Origin of the sequence: uncultured Candidatus Kuenenia sp., from assembly GCF_900696675.1 — a bacterium.
In the GTDB taxonomy this organism is placed as follows: Bacteria; Planctomycetota; Brocadiia; order Brocadiales; family Brocadiaceae; genus Kuenenia; species Kuenenia stuttgartiensis_A.
In genome coordinates, this window is sequence record NZ_CAADGZ010000074.1 from 1 (window position 1) to 16489 (window position 16489).

Sequence of the window (16489 nt, forward strand, 5' to 3'; positions counted from 1 at the left end):
TCATAATGGCTGGAGGGTGTCAATGCCTATATTTACTAGTTGTAACGGCTATTACCGTGACATACACAAAGACACTACAACGATACTATTGGTACTATACAATACCATGTTATTTGTGGTCGCTCCCAAAGCAAAGAAATTAAGGTTCCTTCTTGTGTTGAGAAACCTACCAATGCAATTCTGGAATATTCCAAGGTGATTATTGATAAATATACAAAAGCATTTGTAACAAATTTTTTTCAACGTGATGAGTTTACTCCCTATGTTAATACTATAACAATTAGACGTTACTGGTTCTCCTCTTATAAAGGAAGTGAAGACATTGGTAATAATCTAAAAACAGAATTGAGATGCTTAGGATTTGAACCTGTTCTTTTTAAGAAACGCGGAGATCGAGAAAAAGGAGTTGATATAGCTCTAACCCGAGAAATGTTAATTAATGCATTTAACCAGAATTTTGATATTGGCTTTCTTATTACAAGCGATGAAGATTATGTTGTACTGGTTAAAGATGTTAAGCGCTATGGACAAATAGTTGGAGGCGGTTTTTTCAAAAATGGATTATCAAAGCATTTAAAAGTAGAATTTGATCATTTTATAGAGTTAAAAGTAAACACGAGTAATGACAAGAAATTTATAGATAATATTCTAAGTACAATGCATAAAAACAAACAATAACCTAAAACTACAGAGAAACCGTTTAGACGTGATGGCGGAGGTTATGGGTATACGAGGAGTCAAAAAACTACCCTGTCACCAGAATTATGGGAAAAGGTGAGTGTGGTAAATCCAAAGGCACTGGAATATATTTCGTTACACAACAAAAAGACGTGCAGCTTTTAGAAAGAGTACATAAGAAGCTATCATGTATGGAAGATCGATATATAAAAGTATATAAAGCAGATAATCAGAGATAAAGATTGAAAGAAAATGATTTCAAATATCAAAATTAGGTAATCGTATTTATCATACGATGATTTCAACTTATCTAAAAATTTGTTATAATATCTGCAAAATATTTTAGGAATAGTTAGTAAATATGAAGATATTGATATATACAGATTTTCGGTGAATGGTCTCTTACGTCCCTTAAGTTTCGTATTAATGCAGAGGAACCTTGAAATGGAGCCACCGATCCATGCAACTTAAATATCAGAAGCCATTATCTATCCGTTCGTGGGATGATATTCAGAAATACATCATACTCGGTAAAACTCATGAATCTATCATATTGGATTTTAAAAAAGAGATTCCCTTGAAAAACCCGAATAGTGCAAAAGAAACTGCCAGAGATATAGCTCAGTTTGCAAACACATGGGGAGGGTGCCTTCTTGTTGGAGTGGAAGAAATTAAGTCTCCGCAGGGGTATAAGATCGCGGGTGAGTTTTGTGGTGTTGAAGACTCCGAATCTCTAAAGAAGTTTCTCCATAATAAGGTGGTAAATTACCTGTATCCGTCAACTATCAGCTTTCAAGACGTTATCATTTCTGGTAATACATCCCTTCCTCTCAAGCGCCAAAATGGTGACACTTATCTCACACCTTTTTTATTCTCTAGTTAGGGTTTAAGTTTCAAACTCTTACGTGTTTGCAACCTGAACCCTTGATTTAGTTTATTTCAAAAATATTTCACCTTGTAAAATATTTGTTATTTTAGATTGAAAATGGCGTAAATCTGAAATCCTAAACCGTAATTTGTAAAATGCCGCAGGGTTTATCTGAGAGCAATTACTCGAAACAAAGGTGTTCTTATAGGCCCGAAAGGCCGTAAGGATATAGCAGAGGGTGAAGCCCTCTGAAAAAAGAGAAAAAAATATCAAGCCACGAAGGGACGAAAGAAAAAGATGTTTTGTTTTGGCTGATACCTTCACATTTCTCGGAATGCATTTTGTGGTTAGCACCAAAATGGCAGAATGGATATGGGGCTTTTTCCGTGAGAAAAACATCGGAAGAGGCAATAGTTCAACATATTCGAAGCCAACACGATCACCATCGTAAAAAATCTTTTCAACTTGAATTTAAAGAGCAAGAACGGAGGCAGACTATGAGCAAAAAAGAATTACTTATACGTGAAATTGAACAAGTTCCAGAACCTTTTCTTGATGAGGTATTAGATTTTGTCCATTTTCTAAAGACAAAGATACTCAGGGAAAAGCTCGATATCACTATTGTGAGTGAATCTTCTCTTAAAAAAGATTGGCTAAGACCAGAGGAAGACGAGGCATGGCAAAGTTTGTAAAAGGTGATGTCGTTGTTGTTCCTTTTCCCTTCTCCGATCTATAGCCAAATAAATATGATTTTAGAAATTTGGCGATAAAATGGCTTTCTGAAAAATAGATTTATTTGACTAAGCATACTATCAAACACACCCCTAAATCCCCTCTTGATAGAGGGGACTTCTCATCTCCCCTCTAAAAAGAGGGGCCGGGGGGGTGTAAATTTTTCGAAAACCTTATTTGTTTGACTATATCACAATCCCAAAGACGGCCTGCTTTAGTAATTGCAACCTTAGAAGGAGATGATGTAATTCTCTGTCAGATAACAAGCAAAACCATAAAAGACAATTATTCTATTTCCATTGATGATAGAGATTTCGAGACAGGGAGCCTCAAACAACCAAGTAACATAAGACCTAATCGGTTATTTACCGCAGATAGTCATATTATCTTGTACCGCATTGGCAATCTTACTAAAATAAAAATTAATGCGATTATCGGTAAAGTTATTGAAATAATTCGTAAGTAAAAGAACAACTTCGTGAGGGTTCGGGTTTACGTTTTTTTAGTTACATTATACATCTTTCTGAAACCTTATTTGTTTGACTATTTGATTCGATGGTATCTATTCAAAATGTGACAAAAACCTATAAGAGGGGAAACGAGGTAATAAGTGTATTAAAAGACATTTCCCTGAATATCGGACAAGGCGAATATTTAGCGCTTATGGGGCCTTCAGGTTCGGGGAAAAGCACGCTCCTGAACCTTATTGCCGGACTTGATCGTGCAGACGCCGGTTCGATAGAAGTGGACGGCATAGATATCGCCATATTATCAGAATCCGAACTCGCGCGGTGGCGTGCTACTAATGTGGGGTTTATCTTCCAGTTTTACAATCTCATTCCAGTTCTTACGGCATATGAAAATGTTGAATTGCCCCTTATCCTCACCAGCCTTTCCGGCAGAGAACGAAAAGAACATGTGTATACCGCTTTAAAAGCCGTAAATATGGAAGACCGGCTGCGGCATTATCCTTCCCAACTATCCGGAGGACAACAACAGAGGGTTGCGATTGCGAGGGCAATCGTAACAGACCCGGCGATACTTGTCGCCGATGAACCGACCGGAGACCTGGACAGGGTTTCTGCGGAAATAGTGCTTGAGCTTATGGATCGTTTAAACAAGGATATGGGGAAAACCATTATCGTGGTAACCCATGATCCCTGGGCGGGAAACAGGGCGCATAGCATGAAGCATCTTGACAAGGGAGTTTTGAGCAATGATGATCAAGATTCTCATTCGTAACGCCTTCAGGCATAAACTCCGCAGTGTTTTAACCATAGCGGGCATAGCAATCGCCGTGTTAGCCTATGGATTACTTCACACCGTAATTGACGCATGGTATGCCGGGGTTGCGGCTTCATCTGCAAACCGGCTGGTCACGAGGAATTCAATATCGCTTGTTTTCCGTCTACCGCTTTCCTATCGCGAAAAAATCCGCTCTGCCGATGGCGTCAAAATAGTTTCCTATGGCAATTGGTTTGGCGGATATTATAAAGATGAAAAAGACTTTTTCGCAAACTTTGCCGTGGAACCTGTCTCGTATCTTAAACTCTATCCCGAATACAAAATACCTGAAAATGAAACTACATCGTTTCTTAAAAACAGAAAAGGCTGCCTTGTTGGGAAAAAATTGGCCAACAGATTTGGGTGGGCAGTTGGGGATAGTATTACATTGGTCAGCGCCATTTACCAGGGGAAATGGGAATTTGTCTTAAGCGCCGTTTATGAAGGGAAACATAAAAATGTGGACGAGACCATGTTCTTCTTCCATTGGGATTATTTTAATGAAACAATGAAGAAGGTGAGACCATTTTCAGCGGATAATGTAGGATTTTATATTACTGGTATCGATAGACCTGAAAACGCCGCCGGCATTGCAGAGGCTATTGATGCAATGTTTAAAAATTCACTGGCGGAAACGCTTACCGAAACGGAAAAGGCATTTCAACTAGGATTTGTAACCATGAGCGAGGCCATCCTTAAAGCGGTTCAACTGGTTTCGTTTGTGATTATTGTGATTATTCTCATCGTTGTCGCAAACACGATGGTAATGTCTGTACGTGAACGCACTGCGGAGTATGCGATATTTAAAACCATAGGTTTTTCAGGCGGATATATTGCTGCGCTTATCATTGGAGAGTCTATGATGATTACGCTAATCGGAGGGATACTGGGCATATCTGCAACATATCCGGCGGCTATCGCATTTTCAAATGCCGTAGGGACTTATTTCCCGGTATTTAATATCACCGGAAAAACTATTTTTATGGATGCGGTGGTTATCATAATCGTAGGTCTATCTGCCGGCATACTTCCTGCATGGAAGGCAATGAGTGTGCGAATATCCGAAGGGCTGAGAAAGATAGGGTGAGATGAGACTCCTTTTTTTTTATAGTTTTCGGAATTTATTGACCCGCCGGGTGACTACCGCGCTAACTGCATCAGGCATGGCGCTGGTTGTATTCGTCTTTGCCGCAATTATTATGCTCGCCGAAGGACTGCAAAAAACCCTTATCGAAACAGGGTCATACAATAATATCGTTGTGCTTAGAAAGTCCTCGTCTACAGAGGTGCAAAGCATCATCGAAAGATATCAGGCGTCTATTATTGAAACGCAGCCGGAAGTGGCATTGGATGAAAACGGGCGCAGAATGTTTGCAAAAGAACTGGTGGTTTTAATTACTCTTCAAAAAAAAGGAAGCAGCAGTTCTGCAAATGTTGTTATCCGTGGGATTGGCAATGCCTCCGTTGATATGCGGCCTCAGGTAAAACTTTCGGCAGGTAGGCTGCCTCTTATGGGAACATCAGAAATAATGGCAGGGAATAGCGTGGCAAAACGGTTTAAAAATGCAGGGTTGGGCGATTCGATATTTTTTGCAATGAGGTCATGGAAGGTTGTGGGGATTTTTGACGCGGGCGATACCGGGTTCAGTTCTGAAATATGGGGAGACGCCGATCAGTTTATGCAGGCTTTTCGAAGAAACGCATATTCATCCCTTATTTTTCGCGCGCAGGACGATGCTTCCTTGCAGAAATTACAACGCCGTATTGAAAACGATCCGCGGTTGACCTTTGATGCGATGATTGAAGTAGATTATTACAAAAAACAGTCCGAGATGATGGCAAAGTTTTTAAGAATATTGGGTATTTCACTTACCGCGATATTTTCAATCGGGGCGGTAATTGGCGCAATGGTTACCATGTACTCGGCAGTAGCGAACCGCACTTCAGAAATAGGCACATTGCGTGCGCTTGGTTTTAGCAGGGTGAATATCCTTCTGGCGTTTCTGTTGGAATCGATTATTCTTGGTTTTTTAGGGGGATGTACCGGATTGTTTTTTGCTTCCGTGCTGCAGTTTATCAGTGTATCTACAACCAATTTTCAGACATTTTCAGAACTCGCCTTCCGCTTCAGGCTTAGTCCGGGAATCATTCTCAAGGCAATGGCATTTGCGCTCCTTATGGGATTTTTCGGCGGCATACTGCCTGCATTTCGCGCATCACGCATGAACATAGTGGAGTCCCTGAGAGAGGTATGAATCATACTTTGACAGCCCGCAATTTGTGATTGAATAGCAAAGGGCATATTCCCCGGTTAAGGTCTTACGAAAAAACAAAACACCGCTTTGAAAAACATATATCCAAATGGATACCCCCTTTTGCGTGTATTGACAAATTTAATAAATAGTAAATAATAAATATCGTAATGTGCCCTTCTGAAGAAAAGCATGTTGTGTTGGAGAAAAACGACATAGCATAATTTTTTAGCGGTGAATTAAAAAAGAGCTGTGGGCAAAAAGCCGCAAAACAAACCCGCCCATGGGTATTTGTTTATGGCAAGGCACATGTTTAATCAAATGGGAAGAAGGTGTTTAAAATTTAACCCCGAAGGAGGTGTAGAATGGTAGAAAAGAATTTGCATAAATACGAAGCACCAAAAATAGAGACATATACGGATGAGGAACTTTTGGAGAAACTGGGACCAGCCCATACCAGTTATGGTTGTCTTCGGAACGGCTATTAGACCTATACTGGTTATACACATTGTACGAGGTAAGTAGTAAGAAGTTTGGGCAGATGTTTACCGTCTGTCCTTACAAATTTTGTTTAAAATAAAGACCCACAGCTCTTATAATATTCATAGCACCGTTTTTATTTCAGATGAAAGAACATGTACGCGGCAGTCGCAAACTACACTTCAAAAATTGGCACATTGCGTGCGGTTGGTTTTAGCAGGGTGAATATCCCTGGCATTTCTTTTGGAATCGATTATTATTGGTTTTTTAGGGGGATGTACCGGATTGGCTTTTGCTTCCGTGCTGCAATTTGTCAGTGTATCGACAACCAATTTCCAGACATTTTCAGAACTCGCCTTCCGCTTCAGGCTTAGTCATGGAATCTTTCTCAAGGCAATGGCATTTACGCTCCTTATGGGATTTTTCGGTGGCATACTGCCTGCATTTCGCGCATCACGCATGAATATCTAGTCCCTGCGAGATTTATGAATCATACTTTGGCGGCTCGCAATTTGCGATTGAATAACAAAGGGTGCATTTCCAGGTTAAGGTCTTACGTAAAAACAAAACAGCGCTTTGAAAAACAGATATCCAAATGGATACACCCATTTGTGGGTATTGACAAATTTAATAAATAGTAAATAATAGACATCGTAATGTGCCGTCCTAAAGAAAGGCATGTTGTGTTGGAGAAAAACGACACAACATAATTTCTTAGCGGTGAATTAAAAAAGAGCTGTGGGTAAAGAAACTGCAAAACAAACCCACCCATGGGAACTTGTTTGTGGCAAGGCATATGGTTTAATCAAATGGGAAGAAGGTGTTTAAAATTTAACCCCGAAAGAGGTGGATAATGGTAGAAAACAAACTGCAAAAATACGAAGCACCAAAAATAGAGACATATACGGATGAGGAACTTTTGGAGAAACTGGGACCAGCCCATACTCATTATGGTTGTCCTAGGTAAGTAGTAAGAAGTATCGGGCGGATGTTTACCGTCTGTTCTTAAAAATTTTGTTTAAAATAAAAACCCACAGCTCTTATAATATTATAGCATCATTTTTATTTCAGATGAAAGAACAACCTTGTCAGGGTTAACGCCATACCAATTTTTGTCAAGGACGTAAGAATGAAATAACAGGAAATCTTTTACTCAGGATAGGTGAGGATATCAAATCTACTGCCAATATGGCAGTAGATATTTAGGCCAGCTAAAGTATAACCTGATTCGCAATGCATGATTTTCAAAAGACTTATATCTGCCACTCTCCCAACCATACCATTAGGCACAAATATTGCGCGAAGTAACAGTAGTAATTTTACTTTATTGGTTTTTTTATAGGAGGATGTTCTATGGCTAAGGACTTAATGAAGTGGACGAATGTATCATCTCTTCAGAACGAAATAAATCGCATGTTTGACCAATTCTTTAGGGGTTGGGACTTTTCAGGGTTCGGCCAGGAAGCTGGAACGTGGTCTCCTAGCATCGACCTTGCAGAGACAGATGACAATGTTGTCGTAAAAGCGGAGATTCCCGGTATAGACCCAAAAGAGGTTAACATTTCAATACAAGATAATAATTTAATCATAAAGGGAGAGAAAAAAGAAGAAAAGGAAGAAAAGGGGAAAAACTATTACCGTATGGAAAGAAGCTATGGCAGATTCTCCCGTTCCGTAGAGCTTCCCGCTTCTGTAGACATGGATAAAGTAAACGCAGAGTGCAAAAATGGCGTTCTTGAAATTACGCTTCCGAAAAAAGAAGAGGTACGTCCGAAGCAGATCTCTGTAAAAATCAGTTAAAGTACATTTTGCATTTGACAACTCACAAAAACAAATTTTCCACACTTGATGCGTAGAAAAGGTTTAAAGGCACTGGGGGTTAAGGATTTGTAATACCGCTTAAAAGATGTATACTTGCCGAAAAAAGGGACAGGTTTTAAACCTGTCCCTTTTTTCGTACGAGCTATTTGTTTTTAGCGATACATTTCAAAAGGTAAGTGTATTAGCGCGGGATGTTGCCAGAAAGAGAGACTCTGTTAAATGGATTAATTGTTCCGGATCTAACATTTCTCCCCGAATGTTTTCGTTCAACTGCATGGCAGCAAGTACTCGTTTCAATTCACTTCTTGAAACGCCTGGCAGTTTCAATTTTTCAATACTGTTCAGCAGTGTTTTGCGTCTTGACGTAAATATGGCATAAATAATTTTTATAAAAAATGGATAATCTGTTATTTTGTTTGCATATTTTGCCCGATGAACAGACATTTTTACGATAGCGGAAGATACTTCCGGCCTTGGCCAGAATACTTCCGGTGGCAATGTTTTCATGAGTTCAACTTCCGAAAACAGTTGCGTAATAACAGAGAGGATTCCATATTCCCTGGAGCCTGGAGCAGCTGTCAAACGCTCGGTAATTTCTTTTTGTAACATCAGTACCATAAGGCTGATTGGCAGGTCACTTTCCAAAAGATTAATAATAACAGGGGTGCTTATGTTATAGGGAAGGTTGGAAACTACTTTGAAGGCAGTATGATTATTTGTTGCAAGCCAGCCGGATATCATCGTAACGATTTCCGCATTGAGTTTGTGTTTGGATTGTAATATGTCGGCATTAATAATAGTAATGTTTTTATAAAATTTGAGAATCTCCGAGGATAAATCGAATAGCTTGCTGTCGATTTCTACCGTGAATACATGGCACGCCTTTTCCGCCAGATACCTAGTCAAACTTCCTGTTCCCGTTCCAATTTCCAATACCACATCGTCTTTTTGCAAAGAAGCACTATTGGCAATGTAATATAGGATGTTCTGGTCAATAAGAATGTGCTGCCCGTACTTTTTATTGAGAACGACGCCTTTTCTGGCAAAGAGTTTCCGTAAAAAGTCCGGTGTGTGAGGAATAATAGTATTTTCTTCCAGCGTGGTATCCTCTTATAAAATATTCCTATGGCCCGCAACAATAGGATATGGGTTTATCCGTATAAACATAAATAAAATAATAGTTTGGTAGACGGTGTTTTTTTACTACCTCCTACCACAACTTATTGAGAAGTTACACCTTTCCTTCACATTTTGCCATCATTATTGCCGTCATTATCGCCTCCTTCATTGAATCAGGATTTGCAATGCCTTTGCCTGCAATATCGTAGGCGGTGCCGTGGTCAGGCGAGGTCCTGATGAACGGAATTCCCAGTGTAATGTTTGCTCCTGTTTCAAAGGCATGCAGTTTCAAAGGGATTGCGCCCTGGTCATGATACATGGAGACCACCAAATCGTACTGGCCCTTTAACGCCTTATAAAATACGGTATCTGCGGAAACGGGGCCGTTGCATTCGACGCCTAGTTTCTTTGCCTTTTTTACGGCAGGGACTATAATATTTTTTTCTTCATTTCCAAAAATTCCTTCTTCACCAGCATGGGGATTAACGCCGCAAACGGCTATCCTTGGGTTTCTTAGAGTAAAATATTTTTTCAGATATGTATTGCAGATGGTAATTGTCTCAAGAACGTTTTTAACCGTAATACTCTGTGCAACTTCATGCAGGGCAATATGGGTAGTGACAAAGGCAACCCTTAACGAACCACCAATCATAAGCATCACAACACGTTTTACTTTTGAGAGGTCACGCAATATTTCCGTATGGCCGGGATATTGATAGCCTGCCATGTGAATAGCTTCTTTACATATCGGCGCTGTAACGAGGGCATTAATTTTTCCCTGTAAGGCAAGGTCGATGCCTTTTTTTATCCATAGGAAAGATAATTCTCCCCCTTCCGTCGTGGGGTGTCTTTTTTTTATAAGACTGGGGTCGAAATGTTCAGAAGATAGCAATGATACTGGGGTGGATACGCGCTCTATATCCGTCTCAAGTGAAACAACGCGGTATCGAAAGGGGATTTTTAAAGATTGCGCCGTACTTTCTAATACAGCCTGATCCCCTATTATTATATAGTTTGCAGCACGTTTTAATGCGGAAGATGCGAGGGAACGTACAATTATTTCCGGTCCAATACCGCAAGGGTCCCCCATGGTAATGCCAATAAGCAGTTTTGGTTTTTTATTTATATGCAAGGCATTCATTTTATTAGGCAAAACCTTGTTCTATTAACTTATCCATGGTAAGAACACTCTTTTTCCCTGTAAAATTATTTTCTAAAAGTTTATTTATCCATTTTCCCATCATATCTATTTCAATGTTTACATTGTCTCCCGGTTTTTTATAACCCAACGTGGTTGAAGCAAGTGTGTGGGGAATGATGGCCACGGAGAAAGCGATTTCTTTTACCTCAAAATTTGTTAAACTTATGCCGTCTATTGCCACGGAACCTTTTTCAATCAACATGCCGGTAAATCTCTTATCCGTGGAAAAAGTTATGAGACATTGCTCCGCAATGTGTTTCTTTTCTTTTATCGTGCCAATGCCGTCCACATGCCCAGTTACAAAATGCCCTCCCAGCCGGTCACCAATCCTTAGCGCTCTCTCAATATTTACCATTTCCCGGCTTCGTAACGACCCTATTGTTGTTTTTTTTAGTGTCTCACCTGAAACGTCAAAACTAACCACATTGCCATAAATTGTTTTTACGGTAAGGCATACACCATTTACGGAAATACTTTCGCCGATTACAAGATTATCGTAAAAACCTCCCAAATCCAAAAACAATTCTGCTCCGTGAGGAGAAGTGGAGAGTTTATTTACCACAACCAGATGTTCTATAATTCCAGTGAACATAACAGCGTCTTATACATAGAAGAATGACAAAAGGTATGAAATAAATTTCGTTAAAAAAGTACGGGTTTTATTCTGCCGCAGAGGCGCCATTCCCGTGCATTTTCCCCAATATTGTTTTCCCGGCGGTTACTTTTCCACCTACCGTTACCATTGGTTCGAACGGAATGGTTTTGGGAACGAATACTTCTACTCGTGAGCCAAACTTTATCATGCCAAAACGCTCGCCTTGCTGCATGACATCGCCGATTTTGCAGGCACATACAATCCGTCTGGCAATCCTGCCGGCAATTTGTTTTACCGCGATGTTCCCTTTCTTTTCTGCCAGCGATAACCCAACCACATTATTTTCGTTACTGCTGAAACATTCGTCATCCCTGGCATCCAGAAATTTACCGGGGGTATGTTTTATAAATTCCACGGTTCCATACGCCGGTATACGATTAACATGAACGTTGGTGACTGACATGAAAATACTTATTTTTATTGAGTCACATTTCAGATAATGTTCCTCAAAAACAGGAACAATGTGTGATATAACACCATCCGCCGGAGCAATGACAAGTCCCTTGCCTTGCGGTGTGTTTCGTTCAGGATCCTTAAAAAAATTAAGCAGGAACAACAGAAAAAACAAGGGAATCGGCACAGCCCAGGGGAAAAGAATAAGGGAAAAATAAATTCCAGCAACACAGGGTATACCAAAAAGCACAAGTTCCCTTATGCCATATTTTGTTAAAGAGATACGCATAGTGTATTTACAATGTATTTGAATGAAAAGATGAGATATTCAGCACAAATATCCTCGCAAAATGGAGATGAATTAATATTTTAACAAGGCAATAAGTTATTGAATTCAATGCACTTTTATATTAGGTTAATTTTTTTGTGCCTGGTAATTTAACAGGCCTCCTGCGAAAAGGATATCAATTTCGCGGGATGATAACAGGTGCGTTACCTTGATTTCTTTATTTTTTGTCCGGTTATGAACAACAAGGATACCGCCAGGTTTTAATTGCTTCTTAATATCCACTAATTCTAAACTATCTCCCTGGTCCAGCACGAGGTAATCATTTTCATCGGTAAAGGTTAATGGCAATATGCCAAAATTAACGAGATTTGACCGGTGAATGCGCGCAAAAGATTTTGCAATAACAGCTTTCACACCCAAATACATCGGGGCAAGCGCTGCATGTTCCCTGCTGGAACCTTGTCCGTAATTTATGCCGCCGACCAAAAAACCGCCGCCTTTTTCTTTTGCCCGTTTCGCAAACTCTTTGTCAATTTTTTCAAACACAAATTCAGAAATAGCGGGAATATTTGATCTCAGGGGCAAGACCTTGGCGCCTGCCGGCATAATGTGGTCGGTGGTGATATTATCCCCTAGTTTCAAAAGGACTTCACCATGCAACGTATCCGGCATGGGTTCTTTTTTAGGCAAAGGTTTAATATTAGGGCCTCTGATTATGGTTACTTGTGCAGGATTTTCAGAAGGAGGGATTATCATGCTGTCATCTATTAAAAATGTTTTCGGATCTTTAATAATAATGGGCATGTCGTAATCTCTTGGATCGCTAATCACACCTCTTATTGCAGTAATGACCGCGGTTTCCGGACTTACCAGATAGACTTTTGCGTCAAGGGTTCCGCTTCTTCCCTCAAAATTTCTGTTAAATGTCCGGACAGTGACGCCTCCGGAAGGCGGTGCTTGTCCCATTCCGATACATGGTCCGCAAGCAACATCCAATATCCTTGCCCCGGCGGTAATTATATCTGTCAATGCCCCGTTTTTCGATATCATTTCCAGTACCTGCCGTGATCCGGGGGAGATGGTTAGGCTGACGTCCGGATGAACTTTTTTCCCTTTTAACATTGCCGCCGCTACCATTAAATCGTGATAAGATGAATTAGTACAACTGCCTATGCAAACCTGATGCACCGTCGTCCCCTGGATTTCTCTCACCTTACAGACGTTATCCGGACTGTGCGGCCGCGCTACCATTGGTTCCAGGGATGAAAGATCAATTTCCACCGTTTCATCATACTGTGCGTTTGCGCTAGCCTTTAAAGGCTGCCAAACATCTTCGCGCCCCTGCATTTTTAAATATTTTTTTGTCTGAGCGTCACTAGGGAAAATGGAGGTAAGGGCGCCAAGCTCCGCGCCCATATTGGTAATAGTCGCACGTTCTGTTACCGTAAGCGTTTTGACTCCCTCTCCGCCATATTCAAAGATTTTCCCGACGCCGCCTTTTACCGTAAGTCTTCTTAATAATTCAAGGATTACATCTTTTGCTGTAACCCAGGGGGACAAGGCCCCGGAGAGTTTTACCAATACAATTTCCGGCATTGAAAAATAAAATGACCCTCCGGCCATTGCAATTGCAACGTCAAGTCCGCCCGCCCCAATAGAAAGCATCCCCAATCCACCGCATGTTGGTGTATGACTATCGGAACCTAACAACGTTCCACCAGGCACAGCGAAACGTTCGAGGTGTACCTGGTGGCAAATACCATTTCCAGGTTTGGAGTAGTATATGCCATATTTGCTTGCAAAGCTTTGCAAAAATAAATGATCATCAAAGTTTTCAAATCCGGCCTGGAGCATATTATGATCGACGTAACTCACCGATAACTTCGTTTTAACTCCCGGCAACCCCATTGCCTCAAATTGTAAATATGCCATCGTGCCTGTTGCATCTTGCGTAAGGGTTTGATCAATAACAATCGCAATCTCGGTTTTCGCCTTTAGTCTGCCGGAAACAAGATGTGAACTTAAAATCTTCTGAACTATATTTTTCCCCATAATTCTGTCCTCCCATACATCTAAAAAAGCGTGTAAAACACTTGCATTTTGTATCTTATATATAAAAGCATGCCGATATAATAAAAAATCCCACCTTTATAAGGGTGGGATTTTTCGTGACTACTTTGAATAAGATTTAACATGTAAACCTATTAATGATTTTCCGGTACTTTTACTAACCCGTGCCCCCCGAAAAGTAGCACATCGATTTCCTGAGGGATTGATATTTTATTGAAATTATGGGATTTATTAGGTCCGTGACATGCTTGGCATTTCACCAGATCGTCAGAGATTAATCCCTGACTACGCATCTTTTGCACCCTTCCAAAAACGGAATTTTCGCTTGAATTTAACTGGGAATGTTCCGGTCCGCCAATATGGCATTTTTCACACGCGTCATAAGCCATCGCTTCGACGGTAGAAAATTTATGGCTTCCGTGACATGCATTGCAACTTCCACCAACCCTGTCGTCTTCATATGTTAAACCCAGCTTATGACACTCTTTGCAACCTTCCATACTAAGCTGCCTTGTAGTAATCACATCATACGTACCACCAAATGCCACCGTACGTCCCTGGAGGTGAGAACTTTCCTGGAACTCTGTAAATTGAGCCATGTGACATTCTCCACAAGCGCTCGCTGACACACGACCGTGTCGCTTTGTGATATATCCATGGTCATCGCCGTGACAGCTAATACAGGTTACCCCTTTTGCAGCATGAGGGCTTCCTGTCCATTGCTTTATGACATCGGGAGTAGCTATCTTATGGCATGCAAAACAATCCGTTTCTTTATATTTGCCATAGGGCTTCACCTTTTTTTCGGCATAAAGCTCGTAAAGGTCTCCTGGCATGTGCGGATGCGCAACGCCTAAATGACAGTCGGTACACATTAATTTTTCTAGTTCCCTTCCATCCTTACTGTGCTTGCTACTCTTTGCAACAAACTCGATATGCGTCTTGTCTTTTGTAAAACCTTCCGCGTGGCAACGTTCGCAATTACCATTTATTATCTCTATGCTGTCTTCGGCAACCTCAATGAGTGAACCGTCGGAAAAGGCTTGAAATGAATGCATTAAGGAGTCATGCGTTCCATCGCTTAACTTTGCGTGTGCGTAACCTTTCAGCCCAGGCCCCACATGACATGCGTGACAATGTTCAACATGTTCATTATTATGTTTCGACGCCATAAAAGATTCGTAATGGATATCCATTTCATGGCAGCTTGCACAAAACTCGTTTGTCTCCGAATAGTGGTATACTTTATTTAACGTGACGAAAAAAACAACGAGAACAATTATGGAGAAGAAGCCTACCAGCTTTTTTCTTCGCTTAATAAACTCTATCAACTGCTTCAACCGCGCCATAGATACCTCCTAAATTTTGTTTAATGAAATCTGCTGCTTTTATATAAAACAATTAACATCTAAATTACAATAATATTAATTATTGCGTGGGATTTGCAGCGTGTAAAAAAGACCTATAACCCATAACGATAACCGCTAAGACGATAGATGACAATGTGGAATTTGCGGTGCTTGTTAAAAAGGATGGTGTTTTCACTACAAGTGAACCACCTTAAAATACACAAAAATCTAAGGGATTCTACCACAAAGCATTTTTATGTTCAAGTCATTTTTTAATTAGTCTGAAGGCAGGAATCATATAACAAAAAGACGGTGATTATGATGATTTTAGGTAACTATTCAGCATAATCTCAGAACCCCCGATCTGGTGGAATTTGATTTGATACCAGATTATATACAAGGCGCGGATTTGTGCCTGGGAATAATGTTTCGGAACTATTAAGTACATCGCATAATTGCTGAACATATCTGTTGTTCCCTGGGTTTGTCATGTTATGAATCGTTATCCTTAAGACGCCATTCTTTTCATCCGGCATTATATCTGCATCTGTCATAAAAATATCATGTCCTTATCACCAATCAACTCGATACCTCTGTAAAAACGCTTATCTGGATAAAATCATGGAAACAAAACCTTCTACCTTTAATGAATTCAAAAACAATCAATTCCCCGCTTGAATTCTCATCAACAAACGCTTTATCAAAGAACGAAGAACTCTCACAAGAATATTTTAAAATTAAATCCGCTCGCTTTAATAAAAAAAACGCCGCTTAATTTTTAACAAAATAATATTTAGAAAAGATCTGTTTTCTCGGATCTAATGTAATACGTGTTCATATTCTTCCTTTGAGGGAGCAAAGGGAAGATATTCCGTTTTTAGTGGAGTATTTTTTAGAGAAAATTTTAGAAAAATTTAAAAAGGTTAAAAGAGTGTTCTCCGAAGAGGCGATGTACGCATTTATGAATTACGACTGGCCAGGCAACATCAGGGAACTGCAGAATATGATAGAAATAGCAGTTGCATTGTCTAAAAGCGAGATAATGAATATTGATGAACTTCCGCTTCCAGTTACCGTGGAAGAATTTGTCGCACTTTCCAGAAATCCGTAAGATGATGAGAGAAGGAAAACATTTATTGTTACTACCCTTGCTGAACAGGAAAAAAATGCCACCTAAATCCTGCAAACGATTTTCGCAATGCGAAAATCAGTATTTTCCACTACCAAGATTGGCAAAAAGCGATAACAGATATCCGTTTTTTAGCAATTGTGGTAGCGCTATTGTACTACTTTAAACA

The 16489-nt window shown here is 40.2% G+C and carries 18 protein-coding genes; 11 read left to right on the forward strand and 7 right to left on the reverse strand.

Annotated elements, in window-relative coordinates; all coding sequences use genetic code 11:
* From QZT26_RS11350 to QZT26_RS11395, 10 genes are all read left to right on the forward strand, one after another.
* A partial coding sequence (locus QZT26_RS11350) for a hypothetical protein (protein ID WP_295102223.1) occupies positions 1-199 on the forward strand: 199 nt, incomplete at its 5' end.
* Positions 196-678, forward strand: a complete 483-nt coding sequence (locus tag QZT26_RS11355; protein ID WP_157820616.1) for an NYN domain-containing protein — start codon at positions 196-198, stop codon at positions 676-678. The genes QZT26_RS11350 and QZT26_RS11355, both read left to right, overlap by 4 nt.
* A gap of 460 nt (positions 679-1138) precedes the next feature.
* Positions 1139-1561 (forward strand): ATP-binding protein, encoded by a 423-nt coding sequence (locus QZT26_RS11360; RefSeq protein WP_295102225.1) that lies wholly within the window; start codon positions 1139-1141, stop codon positions 1559-1561.
* Between the two features lie 482 nt (positions 1562-2043).
* Positions 2044-2238 (forward strand): DUF2281 domain-containing protein, encoded by a 195-nt coding sequence (locus QZT26_RS11365; protein ID WP_099327069.1) that lies wholly within the window; start codon positions 2044-2046, stop codon positions 2236-2238.
* A 613-nt stretch (positions 2239-2851) separates the two neighbouring features.
* Positions 2852-3520, forward strand: coding sequence for an ABC transporter ATP-binding protein (locus QZT26_RS11370; RefSeq protein ID WP_295102228.1), 669 nt, complete (start codon positions 2852-2854; stop codon positions 3518-3520).
* A complete protein-coding gene (locus QZT26_RS11375; RefSeq protein WP_295102231.1) occupies positions 3495-4649 on the forward strand; it encodes an FtsX-like permease family protein in 1155 nt (384 codons plus the stop codon). The genes QZT26_RS11370 and QZT26_RS11375 overlap by 26 nt, the downstream gene beginning before the upstream one ends.
* A gap of 1 nt (position 4650) precedes the next feature.
* Entirely contained in the window at positions 4651-5817 is a 1167-nt protein-coding gene (locus tag QZT26_RS11380; protein ID WP_295102234.1) for an ABC transporter permease, read from the forward strand.
* 362 nt (positions 5818-6179) lie between these two features.
* A complete protein-coding gene (locus tag QZT26_RS11385; protein ID WP_295102236.1) occupies positions 6180-6302 on the forward strand; it encodes a hypothetical protein in 123 nt (40 codons plus the stop codon).
* Positions 6303-6537: 235 nt separating this feature from the next.
* On the forward strand, positions 6538-6765 hold the full coding sequence (locus QZT26_RS11390; protein ID WP_295102239.1) for a hypothetical protein: 228 nt from the start codon (positions 6538-6540) through the stop codon (positions 6763-6765).
* A gap of 882 nt (positions 6766-7647) precedes the next feature.
* Positions 7648-8094: an Hsp20/alpha crystallin family protein gene (locus QZT26_RS11395; protein WP_164994620.1), complete on the forward strand. Its 447-nt coding sequence runs from the start codon at positions 7648-7650 to the stop codon at positions 8092-8094.
* 186 nt (positions 8095-8280) lie between these two features.
* Here the strand turns inward: QZT26_RS11395 and rsmA are convergent, their stop codons facing one another.
* The 7 genes from rsmA to QZT26_RS11430 form a co-directional block, all read right to left on the reverse strand.
* Entirely contained in the window at positions 8281-9213 is a 933-nt protein-coding gene (gene rsmA, locus QZT26_RS11400; RefSeq protein WP_320409740.1) for a 16S rRNA (adenine(1518)-N(6)/adenine(1519)-N(6))-dimethyltransferase RsmA, read from the reverse strand.
* A gap of 133 nt (positions 9214-9346) precedes the next feature.
* Positions 9347-10387 (reverse strand): 4-hydroxythreonine-4-phosphate dehydrogenase PdxA, encoded by a 1041-nt coding sequence (gene pdxA, locus QZT26_RS11405; RefSeq protein WP_295102244.1) that lies wholly within the window; start codon positions 10385-10387, stop codon positions 9347-9349.
* The gene (locus QZT26_RS11410) at positions 10380-11027 is read right to left on the reverse strand and encodes a riboflavin synthase (RefSeq protein WP_295102246.1); all 648 of its coding nucleotides are present in this window, start codon (positions 11025-11027) and stop codon (positions 10380-10382) included. Before QZT26_RS11410 ends, pdxA begins: the two co-directional genes overlap by 8 nt.
* 67 nt (positions 11028-11094) lie before the next feature.
* The gene (locus tag QZT26_RS11415) at positions 11095-11772 is read right to left on the reverse strand and encodes a phosphatidylserine decarboxylase family protein (RefSeq protein ID WP_295102249.1); all 678 of its coding nucleotides are present in this window, start codon (positions 11770-11772) and stop codon (positions 11095-11097) included.
* 126 nt (positions 11773-11898) lie between these two features.
* Positions 11899-13824: an aconitate hydratase gene (locus tag QZT26_RS11420; RefSeq protein WP_295102252.1), complete on the reverse strand. Its 1926-nt coding sequence runs from the start codon at positions 13822-13824 to the stop codon at positions 11899-11901.
* Positions 13825-13976: 152 nt separating this feature from the next.
* Positions 13977-15191: a NapC/NirT family cytochrome c gene (locus tag QZT26_RS11425; RefSeq protein WP_099325822.1), complete on the reverse strand. Its 1215-nt coding sequence runs from the start codon at positions 15189-15191 to the stop codon at positions 13977-13979.
* Between the two features lie 350 nt (positions 15192-15541).
* A complete protein-coding gene (locus QZT26_RS11430; RefSeq protein WP_099325821.1) occupies positions 15542-15745 on the reverse strand; it encodes a putative transposase in 204 nt (67 codons plus the stop codon).
* Positions 15746-16152: 407 nt separating this feature from the next.
* Here QZT26_RS11430 and QZT26_RS11435 point away from each other — a divergent pair, with 407 nt between their 5' ends.
* Positions 16153-16302, forward strand: a complete 150-nt coding sequence (locus QZT26_RS11435) for a hypothetical protein (protein WP_164994618.1) — start codon at positions 16153-16155, stop codon at positions 16300-16302.
* Positions 16303-16489 lie beyond the last annotated feature (187 nt).